A 25,598-nucleotide genomic window follows, 5' to 3' on the forward strand; every position below is an offset into this window, starting at 1 on the left:
AAACAGCCAACGATTCTTCAAATGAAATTAGACAGAAAAGAAATCCTCAAAGCACTCGAAACCATTACGATTGCTGGCGAAGGAAAAAATATGGTCGAAAGCGGCGCGGTCACCAACGTCCTGACTTTTGGCGACGAAGCCGTAGTCGAATTGGTGCTTCACACGCCGGCGATGCACATCAAAAAACGCGCGGAAGACGACATCCGAAAAACCATCCACGATTTGGTGTCGCCTGATGCCAAAGTCAAAGTCAACATCAAAGTCGAAACGCCCGAGAAAAACGAAGTCAAAGGCAAAGCGATTCCCGGAATCAAAAATATTATCGCGGTCGCTTCAGGAAAAGGCGGCGTTGGAAAATCTACCGTAACTGCAAATTTAGCCGTAACCTTAGCCAAAATGGGATTTTCCGTTGGAGTATTAGACGCTGATATTTACGGCCCATCGATGCCGATCATGTTCGATGTAGAATCCGAAAAGCCAATTTCAGTAACGGTCGATGGCCGTTCGAAAATGAAACCGATTGAAAGCTATGAAGTTAAAATCCTATCGATCGGATTCTTCACTTCCCCAAGCCAGGCAGTAATTTGGCGCGGGCCGATGGCTTCCAAAGCATTAAACCAAATGATCTTCGACGCCGATTGGGGCGAACTAGATTTCATGCTGATCGATTTACCACCGGGAACAGGCGATATTCATTTGTCGATCATGCAGTCTTTACCGATTACTGGAGCCGTGGTTGTCAGCACACCACAAGCTGTAGCACTAGCCGATGCCAAAAAAGGCGTGTCGATGTTCCTGTCCGAAAGCATCAATGTTCCCGTATTGGGAATTGTTGAAAATATGGCGTATTTCACACCAGAAGAATTGCCGAACAACAAATATTACATCTTCGGAAATGGCGGCGCGCGCAACCTTGCAGAAGATTTGCAAGTACCGTTCTTAGGCGAAGTGCCGATTGTGCAAAGTATCCGTGAAGCCGGAGATTTCGGTCGTCCAGCTGCGATGCAAACCGCTTCGGTCATCGAAAAAGTATTCGAGGAAATCACCAGAAACATTGTGCAGGAAGTCGTCAGCAGAAACGAAAACCTACCACCGACCGAAGCCATTAAGATTACGACTATGGCGGGCTGTTCGGCAGTGAAAAAATAGATGGTGAGACGGTGAGATTTTAAGATGGTAAGATGGATTCTTACTTCGAAAGTCTTACCGTCTTAAAGTCCTAAAATCCTAAAATCTAAAAAATGACAACAGAAGAATTAACCACCAACGTAGAAAAAGCCCTCGAGGAAATTCGCCCTTTTTTGAATTCCGACGGTGGTGACATCAGTTTGGTTTCGATCGAGGATGACAAACACGTCACGGTGCGTCTTGAAGGCGCCTGCACGGCCTGCAGCGTCAACCAGATGACCCTCAAAGCCGGTGTCGAAACTACGATCAAGAAGTATGCGCCGCAGATCGAATCGGTGGTCAATATCGCGTAATATTGGGGCGTGACCGCAAGGGTCGGGCTTTCCGCACTCGCTTTTTTACGCCGAACGCCGGCGCAAAAAGAGCTCAGACAAAGCGCCAATCCCTCACGCACTATCGTGGGCATTGAAAATTTTGTCCAAAAGTGACAAATATCACTTTACAGAAGCTTCAGTTTTCTGACCTTAGCGCCTCAAAACTTTAGTACCTCAGAACCATAACAGCATGATTGAAACAGATATACTCATCATCGGCGCAGGACCCACCGGACTTTTCGCCGTTTTCGAAGCCGGGCTTTTAAAGCTCAAATGCCACATCATCGATGCCTTGCCACAAATCGGCGGGCAGCTTTCGGAACTCTATCCCAAAAAACCTATTTTCGATATCCCCGGATTTCCCGAAGTTTTGGCGGGCGATCTCGTCGACAATCTGATGGAACAGATCAAGCAGTTCCAACCCGGATTTACGTTAGGCGAACGCGCGGAAACCATAGAAACTCTAGAAGACGGAACTTTCATTGTTACGACGGATAAAGGCACAAAACATCACGCCAATTCCATCGCCATTGCGGGCGGACTCGGAAGTTTTGAACCCAGAAAGCCATTAATTGACGACATCGAATTCTACGAAGGCAAAGGCGTCAAATATTTTATTAAAAACCCTGAGAAATTCCGCGACAAACGCGTCGTGATTTCCGGTGGCGGCGATTCGGCTTTGGATTGGAGCATTTTCCTGGCGAATGTCGCTTCAGAAGTCACTTTAATTCACCGACGTAACGAATTCCGTGGCGCGCTCGATTCTGTTGAGAAAGTACAGGAACTCAAAAACCTTGGAAAAATAAGACTGATCACGCCAGCTGAAGTCGTCGGACTCAACGGGGCAGAACGCCTCGAATCGGTAGTTCTCGATGACGGGAAAGGCGGACAGCAGAAAATAGCGACCGATTATTTTATTCCGTTGTTCGGACTCACGCCTAAATTGGGGCCGATTGCGAATTGGGGATTGGAAATTGATAAGAACGCCATCAAAGTCAATAATGCGCTCGATTACCAAACGAACATTCCCGGTATTTATGCCATTGGCGATGTGAACACGTATCCAGGAAAACTCAAACTGATTTTGTGCGGTTTCCATGAAGCGACTTTAATGTGTCAAAGCGTGTATCAAAGAATGAATCCCGGAAAAAAATATGTGATGAAATACACCACAGTTTCTGGCGTTGACGGTTTTGACGGTACGAGAAAAGAAGCGGAAAAAGCGGTAGTAAAATCAATAGACTAAAAGAAAACGTAGGCCTAGCCCGGATGGGAACAGCATCCTTTTGTTCTGGGGTTCAGAACAAAAGATACCGTGGACAGCCGGATCAGCTCCTGAAAAAATAACTTATGGACGTTTCAATTAAAATCACCGACCGCGAAGGCATCACCCACCAAGTAGATGCCCCAACAGATATGAACATGAACATCATGGAACTTGTGCGTGCTTACGAATTAGCTCCAGAAGGTACCATCGGAATTTGTGGCGGTATGGCCATGTGCGCTTCTTGCCAATGTTATGTTTTGAATGATGTTGCTCTGCCTGAAAAAGGTGATGATGAAGAAGCGATGTTGTCGGAAGCGTTTCACGTAAAACCGAATAGCCGATTGGGTTGTCAGATTCACATAACGGAGGATTTGGAAGGGCTTGAAATCGAGTTGGCACCAGAGTCATAAAAAAGCGGAAATTACTTCCCGCTTCTTCCATCACTAAATCAAACAATTCTTATTGTACAAGCATTTTTTTGTTTTCGGTGAAAGTCCCATCGTTGTTGCTGATGGTCACTTTATAAATATAATGACCGCTACTGAGTTTGGCACTGCTACGGTCTAGATTGATGTTATTGGTTCCTGCCGGGAAAGTACCTCGAACAGGCGTGCTGATATGTTTTCCGCTAATATCGTATATTTCGATAAGCACTTTTGAAGAGGAAACCAGCATAACCTGAATCGTAGTGTTATAGATAAAAGGATTTGGGAAATTTTGGCTAACCTGATTTTGGGTATAATTGATTTCTTCAAGCCCTAAAGTCGGTCCGGCTACAAAAATCGTGTGGTTTAGAGTATAACCCGCAGCCACACTTCCAGTCACTGTGCCAAGTTCATTGGTTACACCATCAGAAAAAACATTATCAGAAGCATTATAAGTATAACCTGTCATGCCTTTGGTATAGCCATTTGCAGTAGAAGCATTGACTTGCACCGTTGCGCTGTTTGTGCCTTCGGGAAAAGCAATCTGCGTCACCAATAAAGATGTTCCAGCTGCATTGTATACATGAACGTGAATGTGTGTCGCTCTTCCGGAATACCAACCTGGATAAATAGAAGTAAAAGTCACCAAGCCATTCGCATCCGTTACTTGTCTTCCTCTAAGGAAATGCACCGCAGTAAAATCGACTGTTTGCATTCCTGAACCACCGTATTCTGAGTAATAACCATCTTTATCGCAATGCCAAATATCTACAATCGCACCAGCTAAACCAGTGCAGTTTCCGTTGGTATTGTTGATGGTAATATTAACAGTCATTGGAATACCCTGACGATCACTGACAATATTGGCGGAGCTTAAAGAAGCCGGTGTATGCGTAGGAAAAGGCCCGGCGGTTTCGCTATTCGTTACCGAACAAACGGTAACTTCCGTATCTTTTTGACTCGCTCTTAAAAGCGAAGGAGCCACGACAGCCATTCCCAGAATGCCGATGCTTTTTCTTAAAAATTCTTTTCTTTCCATGACTATAATTTTTAAATCTTCGTCAAACCTATTTCTTAAAAATCAAACAAAAAAAGAATTGAGGTAAAGGTGGATTTTTTTGCGGTGTAGATTGTTAATTACTAATCAACAGATTAGTAACCGTTTGAATGTGTTATACCCTAGTTAGAAATAATAATTTCCACAACGAGCAACATGGCGTTTTCGGATAACGCTTCAAATTCAACGGTTTCAATTCCAAGTAAATGTAGCGCATCGCCTGATTCTAATAATCTATTTTGAAATTCAAATGCACCTTGAATGATGAAAGTGAACAGTCCGTTTTTGTTTTGATTTATGGTATGCGTTTCTTCCGTACGACCATCATAAATGCCTATGAAAACATTCGCTTTTTCATTTTCAAAAATAGGAATCAGTTGGTTTCTTTGAGATAAATTAAAGTCGTTTTGAAAGTCATTTTCATCATTAACAGAATGCAATTGTATTTGAAAATAACGCACCGATTCGTTTTCATAAGGATTTGAAATGTCAAAAGAGTGCCCTTTTTTTAAATGCAAGACCTGAAGTTGATTGATGTGAAAAAACCCATTTTGATGATTCGATTTAAAATCAACGCCGCCTACAATTGGCAAAAGTAAAATTTGAGAATCGGCCGTAACTTGATGTAAAATAGTCGCACTTGCAGTTAAAGTTTCATCATTAAAAACATGCAATACGCCAAAAGCATTATCCGTAGTATTGAAAGTCGACCAACAGCAATAATCCGAATGCTCCACTTTATTACGCCAGTCGGCTTTGTAAATTTTACCTTCCATCACGGTTATTTTTTATGTGAAATGGCTCCTGAAAAAGCAGCTTCGTAACTCCCGCTAACTGGAATTTCCTCATCACCAATATAGATGATTTTGTTGCGCACTTTTTCTATTTTCGAAATCGGAATAATGAAAGAACGGTGCACGCGAAGGAATTCCGAAGCCGGTAATTTTTCAAGGATGCTTTTCATAGTCATGCGTGTCACAATTTTTTTTTGGTTTTGAATGTGAATCTTGAGATAATCATCCAAACCTTCAATAAAAAGGATATCTGCAATCAGAATTTTATGTAAACTATAATCGGCGCGAATAAAGAGATATTGCCTTTCTGTACTTTGAACTTGGTTTTTGGTTTCATAAACGCTTCTGGCTTTTTCGGCAGCTTGTAGAAAGCGCTCAAATGAAAATGGTTTCAATAAATAATCGGTGGCATTTACATTAAAACCTTCTACGGCATATTCGCTGTAAGCTGTGGTAAAAATCACCATAGGGTTGTGTTCTAGCATTTTATAGAAATCAATGCCATTTCTAGAGGGCATTTGAATGTCTAAAAACAACAAATCTACCGGAAACTTTTTCAAGTGTTTTAGCGCTTCACTTTGTTTGGTGAATGTTTTTTCTAGGCTTATAAAATCAATTTGATCGCAATAATGCGCAATGATTTTCAATCCAAGTGGCTCGTCGTCTATGGCTATAGCAGTAATCATAGCAAATCTAGTTTAAGGTGCACATGATAAGTGTTTGCGTCTTCTGTAATTACTAATTGGTGTTTGTTTGGGTAAATGAAATCGAGTCGTTTGGAAGTGATTTCAAGGCCTTTTTCGCTTTTAAATTCTTCAGCAATATTGTCAACAACCATTTTGTTTTTCACATCAATGTGCAGCTGCGATTCATGAATTTTAATAACAATACTAATCTCAGATTCTTCTTCTGGATTGATGCCATACTTAAACGCATTTTCAATAAAAGGAATAAGCACCAAAGGCGCAATGTTTTTCCCGATGGGATTGCCTGATACAGAAAATTCAAACAGCATATCCTCACTCATGCGTAGCTTCTGCAAATCGATATAATCTTTAATATAATTGATTTCTTTTTCTAGTGGAACAAAGTCCTGAGCACTTTCAGTTACCACATAACGCATGATGCCTGATAATTTTAAAACTGCGTCTGGCGCTTCATCCGATTTGGTAATCGTTAAAGCATATAAACTATTCAGTGTATTAAATAGAAAATGCGGATTGATTTGGGCTTTCAAATAGGCAACTTCAGCGTTCAGCTTTTCGGTCTTTATTTCTTTAATATGTTGATTTAATTTTGCTAAAAAAGACAAGCACAATACAAAACCATAGGAAATGATTTCACCAAAATCAAAAGATTCAAAATGATTTCTATGCGGAATACCGCGACCTTTAAAATGTGGGTTTTTAGCCAAAGCTTCAAAATCAATCGGAATGATAAGATTTGGAATGCTTAAAAAAAGCAGAAAGCAAACTACAAGTACAAAAACATATAGTACTTTCTTCTGATTAAAATAAAACTTCGGTATCAGATAATAATAATTGAAATAGAAAAAAAGCAGTAACAAAACATAACTCAAGAAATCCCTTTGAAAAGGGGGAATGGTTATTAGTTTTGCCATTCCGTAGTCAAAATCTGGAGAGGAAATAATAGGAATGCTCAAGAAAGCTAGACTTCCAAGTGCATGAAGAATATTATTTCGCGTTTCTTTTGTCATTGCATTTAATAAAGTAGCTACCTTGAATTCTTTATCAACAAAAGTACTATAATATGAAGTCGCAAAACAAAACCTGCAGCTTAGATTTCTAGTGCCGGTTTTGTTTTAAAAAGTTACGGTATTTAAAGTGCTAGCCGCTGATGAAATGAAAGTGCTTTTTAATGTGCCACCCACAGTTGAATATGTGCCGCCAGTATACAAGCCCCAACCATTTGATCCGCCAACAAAGCTTCCTCCGGTATAGTTGCCGCCATAATACACTTTATAACTCGTGCTAGCCGTTATATTTGAACTCGAAAAATGGAAATAGTATACCGCATTTTTAGGTTTAAAAGTAACCATCTCGGTTCCAGCTGCATTTTCAATATGCAAAATAGAAGTGGCAGGCAATTGGGTACTCGATTTCAAATACATCGTGCGTTGTGTTGAGGTAGCATTAAAGTTCTTGGTCATGTTTGAATTGGAACCAGCACAAATAATAAAACCGCCATTCATAACAAAGGTACCGTTGAAATCTAAACCTTCTTCCGGACTTGTGGTTACTCCACAAACAATGGTTGTGCCACCCGTAATTGTGATGTTTCCATTGCTGTCAATCGCATCTTTTCCGGCAACAATTACAATGCCTCCAGATATGAAAAGATTACTGCCATCATTTGATTCTGTTCCGCCACTAACGGTTCCGTAGGTCGCATTGATTCCGTCGTTGGAAGCGGTGATGTTTGTAACGCCACCAGTAAAACGAATCGTTGGGGCTTCAACACCTTCGCCGACACCGTTGGTAGTTGAGATCGCGCTAATCGTATTGGTGCCACCATTAATAGTAACCGATACATCAGAATGAATACCGTCGTCAGTGGAAGTAAGCGTGTTGTTTCCGTTGTTAATAATGATAGCACCTGAGGCTACGATTGTTTTGGGATGATTGTAATCGCTTCCTGAAGTTAAAAAACGAGTTCCCGTTGTGGTAATGTTTAAAGTCGGACTCGTAGCCAAAGTTCCAATGGTTATGATGCCATCAGCTTTAAGACCTTTCCCGCCAGTACCAGAACTGGTTGTAGTAACGGTTCCGCCGTTGATGGTAAGATTGACATCAGATGAAAAAGCAGCAGCAGAATACGAATCTAAAGTTCCTAAGGTATTGGTGTATGTAGCTCCAGTTCCGGCATTTGTCAAGGTGATGTTTCCGTTATCAACGGTGATATTGCCATCAGCCGAAAATCCTTTGGCGCCTTTAGCACTAGCCGTAGCTTGAATGGTAATATTTCCGCTGCTTACGATGATATCGCCGTCTGCTTTCACGCCAGTACTATACGATGGATTAAATCCGCTACCCGAAGCTACTAAAATGATATTGCCAGAAAGGGCTATTGAAGTAGTTCCGCCTATGAAAGTTACGTTGCCATTAGCTTTGATCCCTTTCCCTGCACTTCCAGAATTGGTGATGTTGATTTGAGCTGTACTTGAAACCGTTACGTTTACATCAGCGGCAATTGCTTTTCCATTGGTTCCGCTGTTGGTTAGGTTGAAGGTTCCGCCCGAGATATTTACATTTGTGTCAGAGGTAAATCCTGAAGTAGAAAAAGTATCAGCTGTACCAGTAATGTTGGTAAAATTGCCGCCATTTCCTGCGGAATTTAAAGTGAAATTACCGCCAGAAATATTGATTTCACCATCCGCAGAAAACCCTTTTCCACCATCCGCAGCAACCAATAATTGCATTGTAAATGTACCGCCACTGATAGCAATTTGACCGTCAGATTTCAGACCGCAAGCATAAGATGGATTGAACCCACTCGCTTCGGCTACAAGTACCGTTACACCAGAAAGCGTAATAGTAAATGTTCCGTTGGTAATTATAATATCACCTTTAGCACTAATTCCTTTTGATTGTGCCCCTGAAACGGTTAGATTGATATTTCCACCAGAAATCGTAATGGTATTGGTTCCGGTTTTAATCGCTTTAACATCATTTGAGGTTGATGTGATATTGATGGTTCCACCAATGATAGTAATGGCTCCGTTTCCGGCATCAATACCGTCGCCTAAAGATGTGATAGTTGCATTTCCAGCATTTATAGAAAATCCTTCAGCATGAAAGCCATCCGAAATTGCACTAACACTGATTGTACCATTCACTATTGCTAGTGTTGATGCCGTATTGATTCCATGTTTTACCAAACTGGTTATGGTCAACATACCTGTGTTGTTGATTGTTATTGGTCCGTCGGTAGTAATGACGCCATTTCGGGTACTGGTTGCCCCGTCTGAAAGGGTATTTGTTGTTCCTTGTGTCAATATGAAATTAGTCATTTTGCCACCCAAAATATCAATGGCTGCTCCGTTTGGGTTGGTCAAAGTAAGGTTGGTTAAAATCAAATTCACATCCTTATCAGTGTTGATAGTCAAGCTACCATTGGCACTTGATCCTAATATATTGTATTCTAAATTGTCAATTCCTGAAGTTGCGTTTACAGCAACTGTTCCTGCTGTTACCATAATGTTTACGCCCGCAGTTGCATAGGGATTGATGATGGTAGCATTGTCGGTTCCGTTGTAAATGATATAAATTTTATCAAGATTTACTGCGCTTGTAGTAAAGGTTAAACTATCAATGATGGTCTTTTGAATGTCTAAGGGATTGGTGTCGTCAGCAAGTTTGAATTTTGCGTACGTGTTGTTCAACTTGATACTGTCAATGCTACTCAATTCTTTAGCATACATGGTATTGCCAGCATTGTGAACGCGTATTTTTTGTTGTCCAAACGATAAATTTGCCAACAAAGAAAGTAAGGTGATTAAATATATTTTTCTCATTTTTTACTGAATTTGATGGTTAAACCGTTTACTTGAACAAGATATAATCCTGAGGCTAATGATGACACGTCGATTTCTTGGTTGGATTGATATATGCCAGCGAGCATCAATTGACCAGTTAAAGAATAAATTTTGGTTTTTAAAGATTCATACGCATCTGATTTAATCCGAATCACATCTGAACTTGGATTCGGATATAGCGACAACTTATCTTCGTTATTACCGAAAGGCGAAGTTGCTAAAGCATTTGAAAAAGTAATTTTTCTGATAATGTTGACTGGAATCATAGTTGACGTTGTAGTAGCATTTGTTTTAATAAACAAATTATCGTTGGCAAAATAGAGCTTTCCTGTTGCAGCAACATTAAAAGTTTGGTTGTTTTCGTCGTAATAGGTAACGTTTACGCCTGTTTGTGCAATAGAGTAGGAACAGACCATCAAAAACAGTAAGTACGTAATTCTTTGAATTGTTCTCATAAATTTTTACTTTAAGGTGCGAAGTAAATCAATTCTATAAGTACAAAGAAATGATTGCGGTAAAGAGTTGAAATGTTGCGGTAAAACTAAAAAGCAAAAAAAGCTTGAATAGAAAACTAATTTTTCAATTTGAAATTAGTTTTGTACCGTCGCCACAGCTTTCGGCAAAATCCGCTCAACAAATTGTGCATAAGCCAATTCAGAAGGATGCAAACCATCAGAAGCTACAAGGGCTGTGTTGATTAAACCTTGTTGGGTAATGTCGGTAATGTAAACAAATTCAATTTGGTTTTGATTGCAATAATCTTGGGCAAAGGCATTGTACTGATTGAGTTCATTAGAAATATTAGCCGCACCTTGTCCATAAGGTGTATATGCGTAATCTGGAATCGAAACCACAATCACATTCGTTTTATCACCTTTAGCTAGCATGATGGCTTTGTTAACCAATGCTGGAAACTCTTGTTCATACAATGAAAATGGTTTTCTTTGGTACTGGTTGTTGACGCCAATTAGTAAAGTGACAAGGTCAAAATTTGTCGAAGGATTGGCCAAATTAATTTCTGAAATTAAATTCGTCGTCGTCCAACCTGTTTTCGCAATGACTTGCAAAAGCAAAGGATTATTAGGATAAACAGTTTGCAAACACGCTTTCAACTGTTCGGGAAATCTACAAGTAGTACAAACACTTTGTCCAATCGTATAACTGTCACCCAAAGCCAAATAATTGATTTGTTTGTCGTTAGGTTTGTCAATATAATATGGTATTGTTTGTTCTTGACTACAACTGCAAAGCAAGATACCCATGCTTAATAAAAACAAAATTTTCGGATGCCATTTCATACTTTATTAATTTTACTTGGAGTTACGTTACAGCGTCTCTAATGGTTTTAAGCCATAGCCACATGCATTATGATTCTTTCTTCAATCGCATCCCAAAGACCGATGCGTTTTTCCAAGGCCAAGATTGAAGTTTCTTCTACTTCCTGCCATTTTACAGCGTCGTTTCCACAAAGTTCTGAAATCATTTGCATCGCCATGGGGCCATGTTCGTCAGCATCGAGTTCGATATGTCTTTCAAAGTAATAAATGAGTTTTTTCAAATCAGTTTCGGGGAGGTTTTGCTCAAAATTTCTAAGGATTTCGGTAAACATGACTGGAATCAAATCTTCTCTTCCAAAAGTAAAAGCCGCGGCTATTTTGTGGGTTTTTCCTTCTTCAATGGTTTTGAAAGTGAAATCTAAAAACGCTTTTATGTTTGGATGTAATTGACTTTGTTTGATGGCCACGAAGATGTTTTGCAACGAAAATACATTCGCAATAAACGATTCAATTTCATCTGTATTTGCACCACTAGCACGCATAGCATCGAGATACATTTCGAAATGACTTTGGCGTTTACCATCTAAAGTCAAATCAGATTCTTCTGCCACAACAATTTCATTAATCAAGTACCGCATTTCCGAATTTGAAGTCGCAAACCAAGGCGTTGTCGTGCAAGTGAGTTTCGATTGTAAAGCTTTCAAGAGCGACATAAAATCCCAAACGGCGTACACATGGCTTTCCAAAAAGCAATGCAAGTCTTCTAAAGTCTGCACTTTTTCATAAAGTGGGTGCTGCAGCAATTGTTGTTTTTGGGTTTGAATACTATTGTTGATGGAAGCAATGTTCATAGCAATTTTTTTATAAAAGTAAAAAAGCTTCCAGTGACCGGGAAGCTTTTCTATTGAATTTATGAATACTTTAATAATTGTTGAAATCGTTTATTTGAACGCCGGAATCCCAGTGATATCAGCCCCTGTAATGAGCAAGTGGATGTCGTGGGTTCCTTCGTAAGTAATCACCGATTCTAAGTTCATACTGTGGCGCATGATCGAATATTCTCCGGTGATTCCCATACCGCCTAAAATCTGACGCGCTTCACGTGCGATATGAATCGCCATATCAACATTATTTCTTTTCGCCATCGAGATTTGAGCTGTTGTCGCTTTACCTTCGTTTCTCAAAACACCCAAACGCCAAGTAAGCAATTGCGCTTTGGTGATTTCAGTGATCATTTCGGCCAATTTCTTTTGTTGCAATTGGAACGAAGCAATCGGTTTGTCGAACTGGATTCTTTCTTTCGCATAACGCAAAGCCGTATCGTAACAATCCATGGCAGCACCGATGGCGCCCCAAGCGATTCCGTAACGCGCCGAATCCAAGCATTGCATCGGAGCACCCAAACCGGATTTTCCAGGCATCAAGTTTTCTTTAGGAACTTTCACGTTGTTGAACACCAATTCGCCTGTAGCCGAAGCGCGAAGCGACCATTTGTTGTGCGTTTCAGGCGTTGTAAAGCCTTCCATGCCGCGTTCAACAATCAATCCGTGGATTCTTCCTTCTTCGTTTTTCGCCCAAACCACTGCGATATCTGCGAAGGGTGCGTTCGAAATCCACATTTTGGCGCCGTTCAATAAATAGTGGTCGCCCATGTCTTTAAAGTTGGTCACCATGCCACTCGGGTTCGAACCAAAATCAGGTTCGGTCAAACCGAAACAGCCCATGAATTCTCCTGTGGCTAATTTTGGTAAATATTTTTTGCGTTGTTCTTCGGTTCCGAATTTCCAGATCGGATACATCACCAAAGACGATTGCACTGATGAGGTAGAACGTACACCAGAATCACCTCTTTCAATTTCCTGCATGATCAATCCGTAGGAGATTTGGTCCAAACCAGCACCGCCGTATTCTTCGGGAATGTAAGGCCCAAAACCGCCAATTTCACCCAAACCTTTGATGATCTGTTTTGGGAATTCGGCACGTTGCGCATAGTCTTCAATAATTGGGGAAACTTCGCGTTTCACCCACGCACGAGCGGAGTCGCGCACTAATTTATGTTCCTCGGTGAGTAAATCATCCAACAAATAATAATCGGGAGCTTGAAATAAATCTGGTCGCATAATGTTTAATTTGGTTTACGAAAACGTTTGCAAATTTAAGGAAACAATTTGGAGAAACTAGTCAACAATTGTTATAATTTTCTGCTTTTTCCACTGTAGAAAAGTTCCTGAAATCTTTTTTATGAACCGCTTTCACTTACGCGCTAATGCGTATTTCATATTATAAATAGTATCTTTAACATTGTACTTTAAATCTTCAGTAAGATGAAAAGAAGAATCTGCATTGTGGAAGACGATCGCGATCTGCGCGAGGCGATGAGCCTTATGATCCAGTTTACGGAACATTATGAGCTCGTGAGTGCTTTTCAGAATGCTGAGGAAGCGCTTGAAAAATCGGATGTTATTGAAGTCGATGCCGTCTTGATGGATATCAATCTTCCGGGCGACAGCGGGATTGAATGTGTCCGGAAATGGAAGGCGCTTTTCCCTAAAGTACTTTTCCTGATGTGTACTTCGTATGATGATGACGATAAAATTTTCCAAAGCCTTAAAGTCGGCGCAAGTGGTTATATTCTCAAAACCGATGGTCCCGTAAAAATCATCAACGCGCTTGACGAACTTTTTGAAGGAGGAAGCCCGATGACCGGAAGTATTGCGCGCAAAGTGGTCGCCAGTTTTTCCAAAATGGACCATAACAACGCTCATGTAGAAGCCTTAACCCAACGCGAAAAGGAAATTCTTGAGGCGCTCGCCCGTGGCAGAATGAACAAAGAAGTGGCCAACGAATTGGAAATCAGCATCGGAACGGTCAGAAAACACATTCAGCATATTTATGAAAAACTGCATGTGAACACGCGCGTCGAAGCGGTCAATTTGTATCTTAAAAGATGAAGACGCGCATGAAATTTCAGCATATAATTTTTTTTCTTTTTTGCATCCATTGTGGCGTTGCGCAAAGCATTGTAAAGCCTCCGATTTCTGTAAAATTTAAAAGTTGTAAAACCCAAGCCTGCAAAATTTCCAATGCGTTTCTGACGGCAGAATATTATCTCGAAGCCGACGACATTCAATCTTCGCAGCAATGGCTAAATAAGACGAAAGACTTTTTAAATCCTGAACTTACGGATTCTACGGCCTGTTTTGTTCACAGCCTGCAGTCCGAATTGTTTTATTATAATAATCTGTTTCAATTCGGGATTGATGAAGCGCGAAAAGAAATCATCACCGCCAAAAAAAACAACGACAGTTTGCTGGTGGCTGATGGCTACTTTTTTCTCGGAATCAACCAAATAGAATTGAATGAATTGCCCCAGGCGCAACAATCTTTGTGGAAATCAAGAAAGTATTTTCCGAAGTCAAAAAGCTCCAAGCATCTTCGGAACATCATTCAAAACGAACACATCTTCAACAATCTGGCGCAGGTTAAGAGTAAACTTCACCAAACCGATTCCGCATTTTGGTATAACAAAAAAGCGCATGCCTTTGCCGTAGCGGCCAATAGCAAACGTGGCATTCCCAATACCGAACAGACCTTCGGCGAGATTTATCTCAGCAATCAATGGACGGACAGCGCCGCGGTCTTTTTTAATAAAAGCATCGAATCAGCCTACAAAAGCAACTATTACGACACGGTGTTGCTGAACTACGGTTTTTTGATTGAATGTTATAAAAACCAACCAAAACTACGAGAGCAATATTTTCAAAAAGGATTGGAATTGATGCGACAACACATCGTGAATGCGTCATTTAAGAAATATTTTTATACAAAAGCCTTATCCGTTTTCAAACTGACAGATGCGGCAAAAACCATTTTCCTCCAAAATCATATTATCGAAATTGATGACAAGACGCAGGCGCAGGGCAATTGGTACATTCAGCATTTTACCGACCAATACATCAGCCATGAAAAAAAGCTGTTGGCGCTCGAAGTGCTTAAACTTAAAAAGCAAAAAGACATCGTTTTGTTTCAATTGTTGGTGGCTTTGCTGGCGGTTGTGGTTTTGGCACTTTTGGTCATGCATATTCGTCGGAAAAACAAAATCAGTACGACGTTGCTCAACCAAAAGAACGAGATCAGCAAAGATTTGCATGATGATATCGGCAGCGGCATTTCGAGCATTCTGATCCATTCGGATTTGCTGCAGAAGAACCCCGAAACCGACCCGAAGCAAAAGGTTTTGCTCGACAAAATCAGTGTGACTTCGCGCGAAGTGTCCCAGCGGATCAATACGTTTGTGTGGTCGCTCGATCCTGAGAACAATACGTTTCAGAATTTCATGGAATATCTGAAATTGTATGCGGAGAACCTGTTTGAAGGCACTTCGATAGAACTTGAGTTTATCGAGCAGCAGAAAGCAGATACTTCTTTTCTAATCGAAGGGAAAACAAGGAAAAATTTGTTTTTCAGTATCAAGGAGCTTTTGAACAATGCGCTTAAACATTCACAGGCCAATAAAATTTCAATCCGGATTGCGATTCCCGACAGGAAAAATCTTTTCGTCGAGGTTCGGGATAACGGCATCGGGATTTCGCGTCAGCATTATTTTGGCAACGGACTTAAAAACATCCAGAAAAGGGTTGAGGAAATGAATGGAACCCTTCAGATGGAAACCCAAAACGGTTTGTTGACCCGAATTCAGATTCCACTTCGCTTTTGACCTATACGCCATTGTGCGTATATCACTTAAAAATTCGCTTGAAATGCCGCTTTTCAACTTCACAAAGCCAATGCGGTACTCTTAATGTCGTATTGCGTACGGTTTAAATAAATTCGATTTTTACGGTTCATCCGGAGCTAATGATTTGTTTTTTAAAACTTTAAATCAAGAGCTGAGGTTTAAAAACTTTAAAAATGAAAATCTTCTCAATAACATTGATGTTGTTTTGTATTCAATATGGAATAGCACAAGTAGGAATCAACACGACGGCTCCGCAAGCCCAACTCGACATCCGATCGAGCAACCAAGCCGCGCCGACCAATACCGATGGCGTCCTGATTCCTAAAATCGATATCTTTCCGGTTCCCAATCCTACGGCAGCGCAACAAGGCATGCTGGTGTATCTGACGACTTCAACCACTTTTTCAGGAAACCCAAAGCCGTTTGGTTTTTATTATTGGGACAACAGTTTTGCTGATTGGATTGCTATGGGAAGCAATAACCCGAACAGCTGGAATACGACTGGGAATGCGACGACCAATTCAAGTACAAACTTCATAGGCACGACTGATAATACCGATGTAATTTTCAAAAGAGATAATACCGTTTCGGGAAGATTAAGTTTCAGCAATACGTCATTTGGGTACAACGCCTTGCCCAATCCGCTCAACGGTTTCAATTCTGCTTTTGGAAGCTTTTCGTTGGCAAACATTGGTTCAGGGAGCAACAACACCGCATTGGGGAATTCCTCGATGCTTTTTAATCAGAACGGCAGCAATAATATTGCGATTGGCTATGAAACGTTGCGCAGCACACTTTCCAGTAACAACATAGGCATTGGAAATCAGGCACTTTATACGAATGCCACCGGCGAGTTCAATACAGCGTTAGGAATTTCGGCGCTTCAGTTCAATACCGGCAATGACAATACCGCTATCGGATATCAATCACAACTGAACAATACAACAGGTTTTGAAAATGTAGCCATTGGGAAAAACGCCATGCTCGGAAATTCGTCAGGTTTTGGTAATACTGCTGTTGGAACTTCAGCACTGGCGGGTAGCTATAGCGAATTTTCTACGGCTATTGGCTATCATGCCTTAATCAATAATAACACTTATGACAATACCGCAGTTGGAAGCGAATCGATGGCTGCCAATACTTTTGGAAGGTTTAATGCCGCGCTTGGGAAAAATGCACTGAACGCTAATATAACAGGTGAAAATAATACTTCCATCGGAATCAATTCATTAAAGTTTAACACCAGTGGAAGCAGCAATACCGCTTTAGGCTCCGAAGCTACAACGATGTTGAATAACCTTACCAACGCCACGGCAATAGGAGCGAACGCGATGGTAGCGGATAGTAATTCAATGGTCTTAGGAAGCATAGCGGGCGTGAATGGTTCATTCAATAATACCAATGTCGGGATTGGTACAGTCGTTCCGAGCGAAAGGTTGCATGTCGAGGGCAACATCAGGATGGTTGATGGCAATCAGGCGGCAGGCAAAATCCTTACTAGCGATACTAATGGAGTGGCTTCCTGGCAAAACATAGACAATGCCGCGTGGGGAATTTCAGGAAATTTCGGTACGAATCCGGCGGTTAATTTTATCGGGACAGCTGATTTTACCGATGTCGTTTTTAAAAGAGGCAATTTGCTTTCGGGTTTTTTGGGAAGTTCCAATACTTCTTTTGGCTTTAAAAGCGCAGTGACTGGTAGCAATAACTCCGTTTTTGGGACAGAAGCTTTTTCAACAGGTTCAGGAAATAATAATGCCGTATTTGGTTATCAGGCGCTAGGTTTTGCCTCAACGTGTTTTGATAATGTTGCCTTTGGAACCAGTGCGATGATATCGAATAGCAATGGGAGCTTCAATGTCGCGGTAGGGTCGAGCGCCTTAACTTTGAATAATTCCGGGTACAACAATACGGCACTTGGCTACATTGCAGCGCAAAACAATACAACCGGATTTGGAAATACTGCCGTGGGTTCGCTGTCTTTAAACGGAATTACTACAGGCAATAACAATACAGCAGTCGGTACCGAAACCAAGTTTAATGCGGGAAATCTTACCAATGCTGCAGCGTTCGGTTCCAAAGCCCAAGTAGATGTAAGCAATGCTATGATTTTGGGTAGCGTCAACGGCGTTAATGGAGCGACGAGTTCTGTCAATGTCGGGATTGGAACCACTTCACCTTTAGACCGTCTGCATGTGGTAGGATACATCCGAATGGTCGATGGCAATCAGGCTGTCGGAAAAGTCCTGACCAGCGATGCCAACGGAACCGCTACATGGGGAAGTGCATCAGCCAATACTTGGGGTTTGACAGGCAATTCTGGCATTAACGCGGCAACCAATTTTATAGGTACGACCAACAATGCGGATTTAGTATTTAAACGATTTGGTTCCGAATCAGGCAGGATTGGTACAGCGAATACCTTCTTCGGATTGCTCAGCGGAAGCGTTGCCACGGGAACACTCAATACTTATTTGGGCACTGAAGCCGGAAGGGATAACGCTACGGGCCAACAAAATGTTTTTATAGGCAGGCGTGCCGGAGCCAGCGGAATATCAGGTTCGGACAATGTGCTGATTGGTTCAGCGGCAGGAATTTTAAATACAGCGAATCAGAATACATTCGTGGGTTCTTTTTCGGGAAATAGCAATCTCGCGGGAGCTAATAATACTTTTTTGGGCTATTCTTCCGGAAGTGCTAACGGAGCCGGGGGGCTCAATACTTTTTTGGGTGCCTTTGCAGGACAGGCCAATACAGCCGGAATTGGGAATACTTTTGTCGGATCGTCGGCCAATGCGGCTTCCAACAGTTTGACGAATGCTTCGGCTGTAGGCGCTAATGCTTTTGTCAGCGCCAGCAATTCGTTGGTTTTGGGAAGTGTTAGTGGTGTCAACGGAGCGACAAGTTCGGTCAATGTCGGCATTGGAACAACAACGCCCTTAGACCGTCTGCATGTAGCAGGCAACATCCGTATGGTCGATGGCAATCAGGCTGCAGGAAAAGTTTTGACCAGTGACGCCAACGGAACGGCCACCTGGCAAAACAATTCCACTTGGAGCTTAACCGGTAATTCGGGCACAAACGATCCTGCAGTTCCGGTGACTTACGGCACTTCAACAATCGGCGGATCGGAAAACTGGAGCGGCACGACCGACGCCAACGATTATGTACTCGGCACCAACAATATTGAAAGACTCAGAATCAAACAAACGACCGGAAATGTAGGAATCGGAACCAGCGCACCCTCGCGGAAACTGCATGTTTTCAACGGTGCGAGCGGAGGAACGCCCAACGGAAGTGCTGCGTTTGTTCTTGAAGGGAGTGCTGCCATCTACCAACATTTTTTGGCGCCTTCGACCGCCGAGACGGGTTTGCTTTTTGGTTCTGATTTGGGCACGATACGCGGCGGCGTGTTGTTTAATAACACTACTGAAATGTTGCAGTTCCGCACGGGTGGCAATGCCAACAGAATGGTGGTCACCAATGCAGGCGATGTAGGAATAGGACTTGTGCCCGGTGGTCAATTCCAGCTTTCTTTGGACGAAGGCAGAAAACCCGGAACCAGTACCTGGACCATCGTTTCAGATGAGCGATTGAAAAACATAAAAGGAAATTACAATAAGGGATTGCGTGAAATTTTGCAATTGCATCCGGTGCGCTTTCATTATAAGAATAGTGGCAAACGAGAATTTGAGGACGAAGTGCTCGATACCGAATATGCGGGTTTCATTGCGCAGGAAGTTCAGCCTTTGTTTCCCGATGCGGTAGGTACGGATGCTGATGGTTTTTTGAATTTGAACATTCATCCTATATTGATTGCGACCGTCAATGCGTTTAAGGAACTCAATGCCAAAAACGAGGCGTTGCAAAAAGAGAATGAAGCTTTGAAAGCAAGCATGGAAACCATGAATCAAAAAGTCGAGAAAATCCTTGTGGAAATTGAAAAGCTCAAGAAATAGCGTTTACATTTTGAGATAGAAATCCTGTGTCAGGGCAATGTATTCCGGAGTATATTGATGGCGCGTAGTTTCAATGATGAGTTCGTCGGTTGGGAAATTTTCGGAAGTCGTTCTGGAAAAAGCGAGCAAACTTCTTTTAATTTCTGAAGTTGGCGTTCCTTTGACGCGCGTGATTCTGGCTGGGAATAAGTCGAAATCTTTGGCCAATGCGATGAATCTTGTTTCATCTTTGTAAGGAATGATGACGGCCAGAATGCCATTTTCGGACAGCAACAAATCGGCGGCTTCGACCAAATCTTCAAAAGGCAGAGCGTCTTGAAATCTTGCCAAATCTCTTTGTTCGTTTTCGGTTTTGTAATCTTCGGCATAAAACGGTGGATTCGAAACAATCAGGTCGTACTCGTCTTCGGGTTCTTCGATGAATTCGTCGAGTCCGGCGTGAAAACAGAACAAACGATCGCTCCAAGAGGAATTTTCGAAATTATCTACCGCTTGTTCGTATGCTTCTTCCTCAATTTCTAACGCATCAATCTGTTCGGCAGTAGTTCTTTGGGCAAGCATTAAGGCAATCAATCCGGTTCCGGTTCCGATGTCGAGAATGGAATAGGGTTGGTGTTCCGTCGGTGCCCAAGCGCCGAGCAATACGCCATCGGTGCCGACTTTCATCGCGGTTTTGTCTTGATTTATTGAAAACTGTTTGAATTGGAACATAGATTTGTTTTTGGGACACGCTTCGCTTTGGACACGTTTTGCTCAGGACACGCCTGCGGCTTTTGACTCGCTTCGCTTTTGGATTGCTTTAGTTAAATAAGTAATATTTTATGTTTTGAAATCGGATGCCTAGCCCTGATGGTAGTGGAAATCCTTTTTTGTTTTTCTTTAAAACAAAAAAGATTGTATCGGACAGCAGGTTCCCGGCTCCTTAAAATCCTGAGCCGCAGGCGTGTCTTAAGCGTAGCGTGTCCAAAAGTCCAAAGGGCAGCGCGTCTATAAATACATCTCGACTAAGCCTTCCGGCAAGTCCATGATGACTTTTTTATTGTCGCGGTCGATTTTGACCAGGAAATGATCGATCATTGGGATCAGGATTTCCACTTCGCCGTTGACGACTTCGAACAGGGGTTGGGCCGTACTGTCGTTGACCGCTACGATTTTTCCGAAAACCCCGAGGCGTTTGTCTTCAATCTCGAAACCGATGACTTCATGGAAATAGAATTTGTTGCCGGTGAGTTTGGGCAGCATTTTTAAAGGCAGATAAACGGCACTTCCGAGCAAACGGTCGGCTTCTTCTTCGTTGTTGACGTCTTCGAAACGCACACGCAGGAAATCGTTTTTGTGGAGCGAACTATTTTCAATAAAAAATGGAACCAGATTGTTGTTGAATTCAACAAACACTGATTCCATATTTTCATATAATTCGGGTTCATCGGTGTCTAAATAGATGAGCACTTCCCCCTTGAAACTAAATTTTTTCGCGATTTTGCCTAAATAGAAACAATCTTCTTTACGCATGATCGCTAATGAATTAAGCTTCTGCTTCTTCGCTGGTTTCCTCAGCAGCCGGAACCTCTTCTGTAGTTTGCTCCGCCAGTTCGCTAGCGCTCGGGTCAGCTACTGGAGCTTCTTCTACTTCAGCAACTGTTTCTTCAACAGCAGGAGCTTCTGCTTCCGCTACCGGAGCTTCTGCAACCACTTCTTCTGCAGTTTCTTCAGCAGCAACTTCTTCCGTAGCAGCTTCAGCCTCAGCGGCAGCAGCCATACGTTTTTCGTTGGCAGCTTTTTCTGCTTTCAAAGCTTTGGCTTTAGCATCGGCTTGCGCTTTTGATAAACCGTCTTTTTTGGCATCTACTTTACCTGCTTTAGCTTCTAACCAAGCTGCTAATTTAGCGTCTGCTTGCTCTTGTGTTAAAGCACCTTTACGAACGCCACCGTCAAGGTGATGTTTCAATAACGCTCCTTTGTAAGAAAGGATGGCTCTTGCCGTATCGGTTGGTTGGGCACCATTGTGCAACCATTGCACTGCGCTTTCGAGGTTGATGTCAATCGTCGCAGGATTGGTGTTTGGATTGTAAGTACCGATTTTCTCTAAGTATTTACCATCTCTTTTTGAGCGTGCATCAGCCGCTACTACCCAGTAAAAAGGTTTTCCTTTTTTCCCGTGTCTTTGTAATCTAATTTTTACAGACATAATCTTATGATTAAATTTTGAGGTACTCGACCTCTGTTAATTAAGGGCGCAAAGATACAATTTAAATTGAAAAATACTAATGCCTGTTTGATTTTTAAAAAAGAAAATCTAACGGCTTGTAAGTTTTAAATGTTAAACGGTTATTTTTTTCGGAATTTAATTAGAATTTATGGTTTAAAAAACTATTTTTGTTTCTCAAATTTAAAAAGTAATGAAAAAATTTCTTTGTTTTATAATTATTGCTGCTTCTTTGGTTTCGTGTGGAGAAGATATCAGCAATGATAACACAGGTGTTTTCAGAGGCATCAAGGATAATGGTCTTTGGGAAGGCGGCAATTCGAAAGCTACGATTGGCGTTGGGAACAGGTTGACCATTGAAGCCGCTACGTTGACCGAAGTGATGTCTTTAAAAATACCGTTGCCTCCAATGACGATCGACCCAAGCAACGAAAATACTTTTGTGACCCATATTCTTGGAACCAGCGATACCAAAGTGGCTATGTATACTTTAACAACCGCAGACAATGTCTATATTTACAAAACGGGTATCGGATCAGGTGATGGTCAGGTTGTGATTTCGCAATATGACGGACAAACCGTTTCGGGAACTTTTAGGTTTAATGCCCTGAATCAGGACTTAGAATCGGAAGGACAACCTTCGGTAAACTTGCAGGAAGGTGTTTTTTATAAAGTACCTGTTTATTAAAACTTAGTTTATAAAATAAAAAAGCCGCCTCACAATCTGAGGCGGCTTTTTTTATATTGATATCATAAAAAAGTCCAAACGTTAGTTTGGACTTTTTTAGTGCGGATAATAGGACTCGAACCTACACGCCTTACGGCACCAGATCCTAAGTCTGGCACGTCTACCAATTTCGCCATATCCGCATTGGTGGGTGCAAATATAAATATAAATATCAAATCGCAATGGGCAAATCCTGATTTTTTTATCGCGCTTTATTTTATACATTTGAAACTATAAAACACACCAACCAACATGGACACTATAAAATCTTATGTGCAGCAGCACAAAGACCGCTTTATCAGCGAGTTAATCGAATTGCTTAAAATCCCATCGGTCAGTGCCGACCCTGTTTATTCCCAAGATGTCATTGATACCGCGAATGCCGTAAAAGAAAGCCTCGAAAAAGCCGGCTGTGATTTTGTCGAAATCTGTGATACACCGGGTTATCCAATCGTCTACGGAGAAAAAACGATAGATAAAAACTTACCAACCGTTTTGGTCTACGGACATTACGATGTGCAACCGCCCGACCCGATGGATTTATGGACTTCGCCGCCGTTCGAACCTGTGATTAAAACTACCGAAATCCATCCCGAAGGCGCCATCTTTGCACGCGGCGCCTGCGATGACAAAGGCCAGATGTATATGCACGTGAAAGCATTAGAATATATGTTGCAATCGAATACTTTGCCTTGCAATGTCAAATTTATGATTGAAGGTGAAGAAGAAGTCGGTTCCAAAAGCCTAAGTTGGTTTGTGGAGCGCAATCAGGAAAAACTTAAAAACGATGTCATCTTGATTTCCGATACCGGAATGATCTCGAACCAGCAACCATCGATTACGACCGGTTTAAGAGGTTTGAGTTATGTGGAAGTCGAAGTGACCGGACCCAACCGCGACCTACATTCAGGGTTGTATGGCGGTGCCGTAGCGAATCCCATCAACGTTTTGGCAAAAATGATCGCTTCCTTACACGATGAAAACAACCACATTACGATTCCCGGTTTCTATGACAAAGTCGAAGAACTTACCGCGGCTGAAAGGGCAGAAATGGCCAAAGCGCCGTTCCATTTAGAAAACTATAAAAAAGCGTTGGACCTCAATGATGTTTATGGCGAAAAAGGTTACGTGACCAACGAAAGAAACTCGATTCGCCCGACTTTAGACGTCAACGGAATTTGGGGCGGCTACACCGGCGAAGGTGCTAAAACTGTCATCGCAAGTAAAGCTTATGCAAAAATTTCGATGCGTCTCGTACCACACCAGGATTGGGAAGAAATCACCGAATTGTTCACCAAACATTTCGAAAGCATCGCTCCGTCGGGCGTCACCGTCAAAGTGAAACCGCATCACGGTGGACAAGGTTACGTAACGCCGATAGACAGTATCGGTTATCAGGCGGCGAACAAAGCCTACACGGAAACTTTCGGCGTTCCGGCGATTCCGGTGCGTTCGGGCGGCAGCATTCCGATTGTCGCGCTGTTCGAAAAAGAACTCAAAAGCAAAACGATCCTCATGGGATTTGGTCTAGACAGCGACGCCATCCATTCGCCGAACGAGCATTTCGGGATTTTCAATTACCTCAAAGGCATTGAAACGATTCCGTTGTTCTACAAATATTTTGTGGAACTCAGTAAATAAGATACAACACGGATTTTACAACTTGTGAAATCCGTGTTTTTTTTATGGGCGTTTCCCAAGGGTCGGGCTTTCCGCACTCGCTTTTTTACGCTGAACCCCAGCGCAAAAAGAGCTCAGACAATGCTACAATCCCTAACGCGGTTTCTCGGAAGTTTGCTGGTTTTTCAATTCAATCCAGCGCGACATATATCTAGTGCTTGCCGTCGTATGATGCATCAATAAAGAACCGATGAAATTGTTGTTCCGATGTGCTTTCAGATTTTCATAAACTTCCAAAACACGTTTGATAAAACCAGATTCAAATAAAGATTTTTGATACCGCTGGTTCACAATCGCAATGCCGTTTTGTTGTGCCTTTTCCCAAAGCGATTTGTCTTGATACAATGTCATTGCCGCTTCAGCAATACTTTCCAAATCGTCTGCAATCATTCCATTCCACGGCAAATCACCACACATTGATTCTGCTCCGATAGTTGTTGTAACGCTTGGTGTTCCGCATTGCATCGCTTCTAATAATTTGCCTTTGGCACCGGCTCCAAAACGGATTGGCGCTAAAACAACACGAGATTTTCCAACAACTTGAGCAGCATTTTCCGCGCGTCCTAAAATTAAAAACTGTTCTTTGGGTTGGTGCAACTGCAACACTTTCTGCGACGGATAAGCGCCATAAATCTGCATCGAGGCTTCGGGAAGTTTTTTTCGAATCAACGGCCAAACGGTTTCTTTTAAATATTGAACCGTATTCCAATTGGGTTCGTGTAGAAAATTGCCGATGAAGATGAAGTCTTTACGTGCTTCGAATGGCACCCAGTTTTTAGTGGTTTCTTCATCGATTTCATCGACCAAAAAAGGCAGATAATGCAACAAATTCGCATCTATTTTGAACTGGTTTTGCAGCAAATCCATTTCGATTTCTGAAATGATTAGCGACAAATCGCAACGCAACATACTTGCTATTTCCCTTCTGGCTGTATCAGAAAATAAATCCTCAGTTTCAAAACTTCTTTTTTCCTGAAAAGCTTTTTGACGCGCCAACCGCAAACAGTGTAAATCTTCAGTATCCAAAATACGCAAAGCTTCAGGGCATTGCTCCGCAACACGCCAGCCGAATTGTTCCTCGACCATAAAACGATCGAACAACACGATGTTCGGATTCAGTGCTTTGATAAAAACATCGAAATCAGAATCATTAAGGTTGATGGCTACTTTTTCAACCCTAAGCGAAGTCACGTCAAACATAAAATCACTGTCGGAAGCCGCGCTCGCAAACGTCACTTTCCAGCCTTGTTTTTGAAACAAAGCGATAAGTTGCAACATTCGCGTTCCGGCCGCAGAAGAATTGGGTTCGGGCCAGACAAAGCCTATGATTAGTATTGTAATCGGTGTTTTCATATTCTCGTTGCAAAATAACACTTTTAAAAACAGCAATTAAAATAAATCGCGGGGATAT

At 41.9% G+C, this 25,598-nt stretch carries 22 protein-coding genes and 1 tRNA gene; 9 read left to right on the top strand and 14 right to left on the bottom strand.

Annotation, left to right across the window (positions count from 1 at the left end):
- Nucleotides 1–21 precede the first annotated feature (21 nt).
- The 4 genes from Q0058_RS06275 to Q0058_RS06290 all read left to right on the top strand — a co-directional run bounded on the left by Q0058_RS06275 (nucleotide 22) and on the right by Q0058_RS06290 (nucleotide 3,179).
- Nucleotides 22–1,149 (top strand): Mrp/NBP35 family ATP-binding protein, encoded by a 1,128-nt coding sequence (locus Q0058_RS06275; RefSeq protein ID WP_298222009.1) that lies wholly within the window; start codon nucleotides 22–24, stop codon nucleotides 1,147–1,149.
- Between the two features lie 92 nt (nucleotides 1,150–1,241).
- Nucleotides 1,242–1,481 (top strand): NifU family protein, encoded by a 240-nt coding sequence (locus tag Q0058_RS06280; protein ID WP_298222011.1) that lies wholly within the window; start codon nucleotides 1,242–1,244, stop codon nucleotides 1,479–1,481.
- Between the two features lie 211 nt (nucleotides 1,482–1,692).
- Nucleotides 1,693–2,748 (top strand): NAD(P)/FAD-dependent oxidoreductase, encoded by a 1,056-nt coding sequence (locus tag Q0058_RS06285; protein WP_298222013.1) that lies wholly within the window; start codon nucleotides 1,693–1,695, stop codon nucleotides 2,746–2,748.
- Nucleotides 2,749–2,852: 104 nt separating this feature from the next.
- Entirely contained in the window at nucleotides 2,853–3,179 is a 327-nt protein-coding gene (locus Q0058_RS06290; RefSeq protein WP_298222015.1) for a 2Fe-2S iron-sulfur cluster-binding protein, read from the top strand.
- 49 nt (nucleotides 3,180–3,228) lie between these two features.
- Here Q0058_RS06290 and Q0058_RS06295 read toward each other — a convergent pair whose 3' ends face one another.
- The 9 genes from Q0058_RS06295 to Q0058_RS06335 all read right to left on the bottom strand — a co-directional run bounded on the left by Q0058_RS06295 (nucleotide 3,229) and on the right by Q0058_RS06335 (nucleotide 12,997).
- Entirely contained in the window at nucleotides 3,229–4,233 is a 1,005-nt protein-coding gene (locus Q0058_RS06295; protein ID WP_298222018.1) for a T9SS type A sorting domain-containing protein, read from the bottom strand.
- A 140-nt stretch (nucleotides 4,234–4,373) separates the two neighbouring features.
- The gene (locus Q0058_RS06300) at nucleotides 4,374–5,027 is read right to left on the bottom strand and encodes a hypothetical protein (protein ID WP_298222020.1); all 654 of its coding nucleotides are present in this window, start codon (nucleotides 5,025–5,027) and stop codon (nucleotides 4,374–4,376) included.
- A gap of 5 nt (nucleotides 5,028–5,032) precedes the next feature.
- Entirely contained in the window at nucleotides 5,033–5,731 is a 699-nt protein-coding gene (locus Q0058_RS06305) for a LytTR family DNA-binding domain-containing protein (protein WP_298222022.1), read from the bottom strand.
- Nucleotides 5,728–6,762, bottom strand: a complete 1,035-nt coding sequence (locus Q0058_RS06310) for a sensor histidine kinase (protein ID WP_298222024.1) — start codon at nucleotides 6,760–6,762, stop codon at nucleotides 5,728–5,730. Before Q0058_RS06310 ends, Q0058_RS06305 begins: the two co-directional genes overlap by 4 nt.
- A 105-nt stretch (nucleotides 6,763–6,867) precedes the next feature.
- Nucleotides 6,868–9,579 carry a carbohydrate-binding domain-containing protein gene (locus tag Q0058_RS06315; protein ID WP_298222026.1) on the bottom strand — a complete coding sequence of 904 codons (2,712 nt, stop codon included), beginning with the start codon at nucleotides 9,577–9,579 and terminating at the stop codon, nucleotides 6,868–6,870.
- A complete protein-coding gene (locus Q0058_RS06320; RefSeq protein ID WP_298222028.1) occupies nucleotides 9,576–10,055 on the bottom strand; it encodes a T9SS type A sorting domain-containing protein in 480 nt (159 codons plus the stop codon). Before Q0058_RS06320 ends, Q0058_RS06315 begins: the two co-directional genes overlap by 4 nt.
- A 135-nt stretch (nucleotides 10,056–10,190) precedes the next feature.
- On the bottom strand, nucleotides 10,191–10,898 hold the full coding sequence (locus Q0058_RS06325) for an SGNH/GDSL hydrolase family protein (protein WP_298222031.1): 708 nt from the start codon (nucleotides 10,896–10,898) through the stop codon (nucleotides 10,191–10,193).
- A 47-nt stretch (nucleotides 10,899–10,945) separates the two neighbouring features.
- Nucleotides 10,946–11,728, bottom strand: a complete 783-nt coding sequence (locus tag Q0058_RS06330) for a DUF3050 domain-containing protein (RefSeq protein WP_298222033.1) — start codon at nucleotides 11,726–11,728, stop codon at nucleotides 10,946–10,948.
- 90 nt (nucleotides 11,729–11,818) lie between these two features.
- Nucleotides 11,819–12,997 (bottom strand): acyl-CoA dehydrogenase family protein, encoded by a 1,179-nt coding sequence (locus Q0058_RS06335; protein ID WP_298222035.1) that lies wholly within the window; start codon nucleotides 12,995–12,997, stop codon nucleotides 11,819–11,821.
- A gap of 204 nt (nucleotides 12,998–13,201) precedes the next feature.
- Between Q0058_RS06335 and Q0058_RS06340 the strand changes: the two genes are divergently transcribed.
- The 3 genes from Q0058_RS06340 (at nucleotide 13,202) to Q0058_RS06350 (ending at nucleotide 19,574) form a co-directional block, all read left to right on the top strand.
- Nucleotides 13,202–13,828 carry a response regulator transcription factor gene (locus tag Q0058_RS06340; RefSeq protein ID WP_298222037.1) on the top strand — a complete coding sequence of 209 codons (627 nt, stop codon included), beginning with the start codon at nucleotides 13,202–13,204 and terminating at the stop codon, nucleotides 13,826–13,828.
- 8 nt (nucleotides 13,829–13,836) lie between these two features.
- Nucleotides 13,837–15,594, top strand: a complete 1,758-nt coding sequence (locus Q0058_RS06345) for an ATP-binding protein (RefSeq protein WP_298222039.1) — start codon at nucleotides 13,837–13,839, stop codon at nucleotides 15,592–15,594.
- Nucleotides 15,595–15,788: 194 nt separating this feature from the next.
- Nucleotides 15,789–19,574 carry a tail fiber domain-containing protein gene (locus Q0058_RS06350; RefSeq protein ID WP_298222041.1) on the top strand — a complete coding sequence of 1,262 codons (3,786 nt, stop codon included), beginning with the start codon at nucleotides 15,789–15,791 and terminating at the stop codon, nucleotides 19,572–19,574.
- A gap of 3 nt (nucleotides 19,575–19,577) precedes the next feature.
- Here Q0058_RS06350 and Q0058_RS06355 read toward each other — a convergent pair whose 3' ends face one another.
- The 3 genes from Q0058_RS06355 to Q0058_RS06365 form a co-directional block, all read right to left on the bottom strand.
- Nucleotides 19,578–20,285, bottom strand: coding sequence for a methyltransferase (locus Q0058_RS06355; protein ID WP_298222043.1), 708 nt, complete (start codon nucleotides 20,283–20,285; stop codon nucleotides 19,578–19,580).
- 276 nt (nucleotides 20,286–20,561) lie between these two features.
- On the bottom strand, nucleotides 20,562–21,086 hold the full coding sequence (gene rimM, locus Q0058_RS06360; RefSeq protein WP_298222045.1) for a ribosome maturation factor RimM: 525 nt from the start codon (nucleotides 21,084–21,086) through the stop codon (nucleotides 20,562–20,564).
- Between the two features lie 13 nt (nucleotides 21,087–21,099).
- Complete coding sequence (locus Q0058_RS06365) at nucleotides 21,100–21,762, bottom strand: 30S ribosomal protein S16 (protein ID WP_298222046.1); 663 nt, start codon at nucleotides 21,760–21,762, stop codon at nucleotides 21,100–21,102.
- Between the two features lie 211 nt (nucleotides 21,763–21,973).
- Between Q0058_RS06365 and Q0058_RS06370 the strand changes: the two genes are divergently transcribed.
- Nucleotides 21,974–22,468 carry a DUF6252 family protein gene (locus Q0058_RS06370; RefSeq protein ID WP_298222048.1) on the top strand — a complete coding sequence of 165 codons (495 nt, stop codon included), beginning with the start codon at nucleotides 21,974–21,976 and terminating at the stop codon, nucleotides 22,466–22,468.
- A 100-nt stretch (nucleotides 22,469–22,568) separates the two neighbouring features.
- On the opposite strand, the gene Q0058_RS06375 is transcribed toward Q0058_RS06370, so the two are convergent.
- Nucleotides 22,569–22,650 (bottom strand) — tRNA-Leu (locus Q0058_RS06375).
- Between the two features lie 109 nt (nucleotides 22,651–22,759).
- Between Q0058_RS06375 and Q0058_RS06380 the strand changes: the two genes are divergently transcribed.
- Entirely contained in the window at nucleotides 22,760–24,148 is a 1,389-nt protein-coding gene (locus Q0058_RS06380) for a dipeptidase (RefSeq protein WP_298222049.1), read from the top strand.
- 132 nt (nucleotides 24,149–24,280) lie between these two features.
- Here Q0058_RS06380 and Q0058_RS06385 read toward each other — a convergent pair whose 3' ends face one another.
- On the bottom strand, nucleotides 24,281–25,540 hold the full coding sequence (locus tag Q0058_RS06385; protein WP_298222050.1) for a glycosyltransferase family 4 protein: 1,260 nt from the start codon (nucleotides 25,538–25,540) through the stop codon (nucleotides 24,281–24,283).
- Nucleotides 25,541–25,598: the final 58 nt, after the last annotated feature.

It is taken from the genome of Flavobacterium sp., assembly GCF_027484705.1.
In the GTDB taxonomy this organism is placed as follows: domain Bacteria; phylum Bacteroidota; class Bacteroidia; order Flavobacteriales; family Flavobacteriaceae; genus Flavobacterium.

Excerpts from the sequence above, each read along its gene's own strand:
- Q0058_RS06365 (WP_298222046.1), bottom strand. The coding sequence starts at position 21,762 with ATGTCTGTAAAAATTAGATTACAAAGACACGGGAAAAAAGGAAAACCT.
- Q0058_RS06380 (WP_298222049.1), top strand. The coding sequence starts at position 22,760 with ATGGACACTATAAAATCTTATGTGCAGCAGCACAAAGACCGCTTTATC.
- Q0058_RS06335 (WP_298222035.1), bottom strand. The coding sequence starts at position 12,997 with ATGCGACCAGATTTATTTCAAGCTCCCGATTATTATTTGTTGGATGAT.
- Q0058_RS06355 (WP_298222043.1), bottom strand. The coding sequence starts at position 20,285 with ATGTTCCAATTCAAACAGTTTTCAATAAATCAAGACAAAACCGCGATG.
- rimM (WP_298222045.1), bottom strand. The coding sequence starts at position 21,086 with ATGCGTAAAGAAGATTGTTTCTATTTAGGCAAAATCGCGAAAAAATTT.
- Q0058_RS06300 (WP_298222020.1), bottom strand. The coding sequence starts at position 5,027 with ATGGAAGGTAAAATTTACAAAGCCGACTGGCGTAATAAAGTGGAGCAT.
- Q0058_RS06310 (WP_298222024.1), bottom strand. The coding sequence starts at position 6,762 with ATGACAAAAGAAACGCGAAATAATATTCTTCATGCACTTGGAAGTCTA.
- Q0058_RS06275 (WP_298222009.1), top strand. The coding sequence starts at position 22 with ATGAAATTAGACAGAAAAGAAATCCTCAAAGCACTCGAAACCATTACG.
- Q0058_RS06315 (WP_298222026.1), bottom strand. The coding sequence starts at position 9,579 with ATGAGAAAAATATATTTAATCACCTTACTTTCTTTGTTGGCAAATTTA.
- Q0058_RS06295 (WP_298222018.1), bottom strand. The coding sequence starts at position 4,233 with ATGGAAAGAAAAGAATTTTTAAGAAAAAGCATCGGCATTCTGGGAATG.
- Q0058_RS06345 (WP_298222039.1), top strand. The coding sequence starts at position 13,837 with ATGAAATTTCAGCATATAATTTTTTTTCTTTTTTGCATCCATTGTGGC.
- Q0058_RS06340 (WP_298222037.1), top strand. The coding sequence starts at position 13,202 with ATGAAAAGAAGAATCTGCATTGTGGAAGACGATCGCGATCTGCGCGAG.
- Q0058_RS06280 (WP_298222011.1), top strand. The coding sequence starts at position 1,242 with ATGACAACAGAAGAATTAACCACCAACGTAGAAAAAGCCCTCGAGGAA.
- Q0058_RS06325 (WP_298222031.1), bottom strand. The coding sequence starts at position 10,898 with ATGAAATGGCATCCGAAAATTTTGTTTTTATTAAGCATGGGTATCTTG.
- Q0058_RS06305 (WP_298222022.1), bottom strand. The coding sequence starts at position 5,731 with ATGATTACTGCTATAGCCATAGACGACGAGCCACTTGGATTGAAAATC.
- Q0058_RS06350 (WP_298222041.1), top strand. The coding sequence starts at position 15,789 with ATGAAAATCTTCTCAATAACATTGATGTTGTTTTGTATTCAATATGGA.
- Q0058_RS06320 (WP_298222028.1), bottom strand. The coding sequence starts at position 10,055 with ATGAGAACAATTCAAAGAATTACGTACTTACTGTTTTTGATGGTCTGT.
- Q0058_RS06330 (WP_298222033.1), bottom strand. The coding sequence starts at position 11,728 with ATGAACATTGCTTCCATCAACAATAGTATTCAAACCCAAAAACAACAA.
- Q0058_RS06385 (WP_298222050.1), bottom strand. The coding sequence starts at position 25,540 with ATGAAAACACCGATTACAATACTAATCATAGGCTTTGTCTGGCCCGAA.
- Q0058_RS06285 (WP_298222013.1), top strand. The coding sequence starts at position 1,693 with ATGATTGAAACAGATATACTCATCATCGGCGCAGGACCCACCGGACTT.
- Q0058_RS06370 (WP_298222048.1), top strand. The coding sequence starts at position 21,974 with ATGAAAAAATTTCTTTGTTTTATAATTATTGCTGCTTCTTTGGTTTCG.
- Q0058_RS06290 (WP_298222015.1), top strand. The coding sequence starts at position 2,853 with ATGGACGTTTCAATTAAAATCACCGACCGCGAAGGCATCACCCACCAA.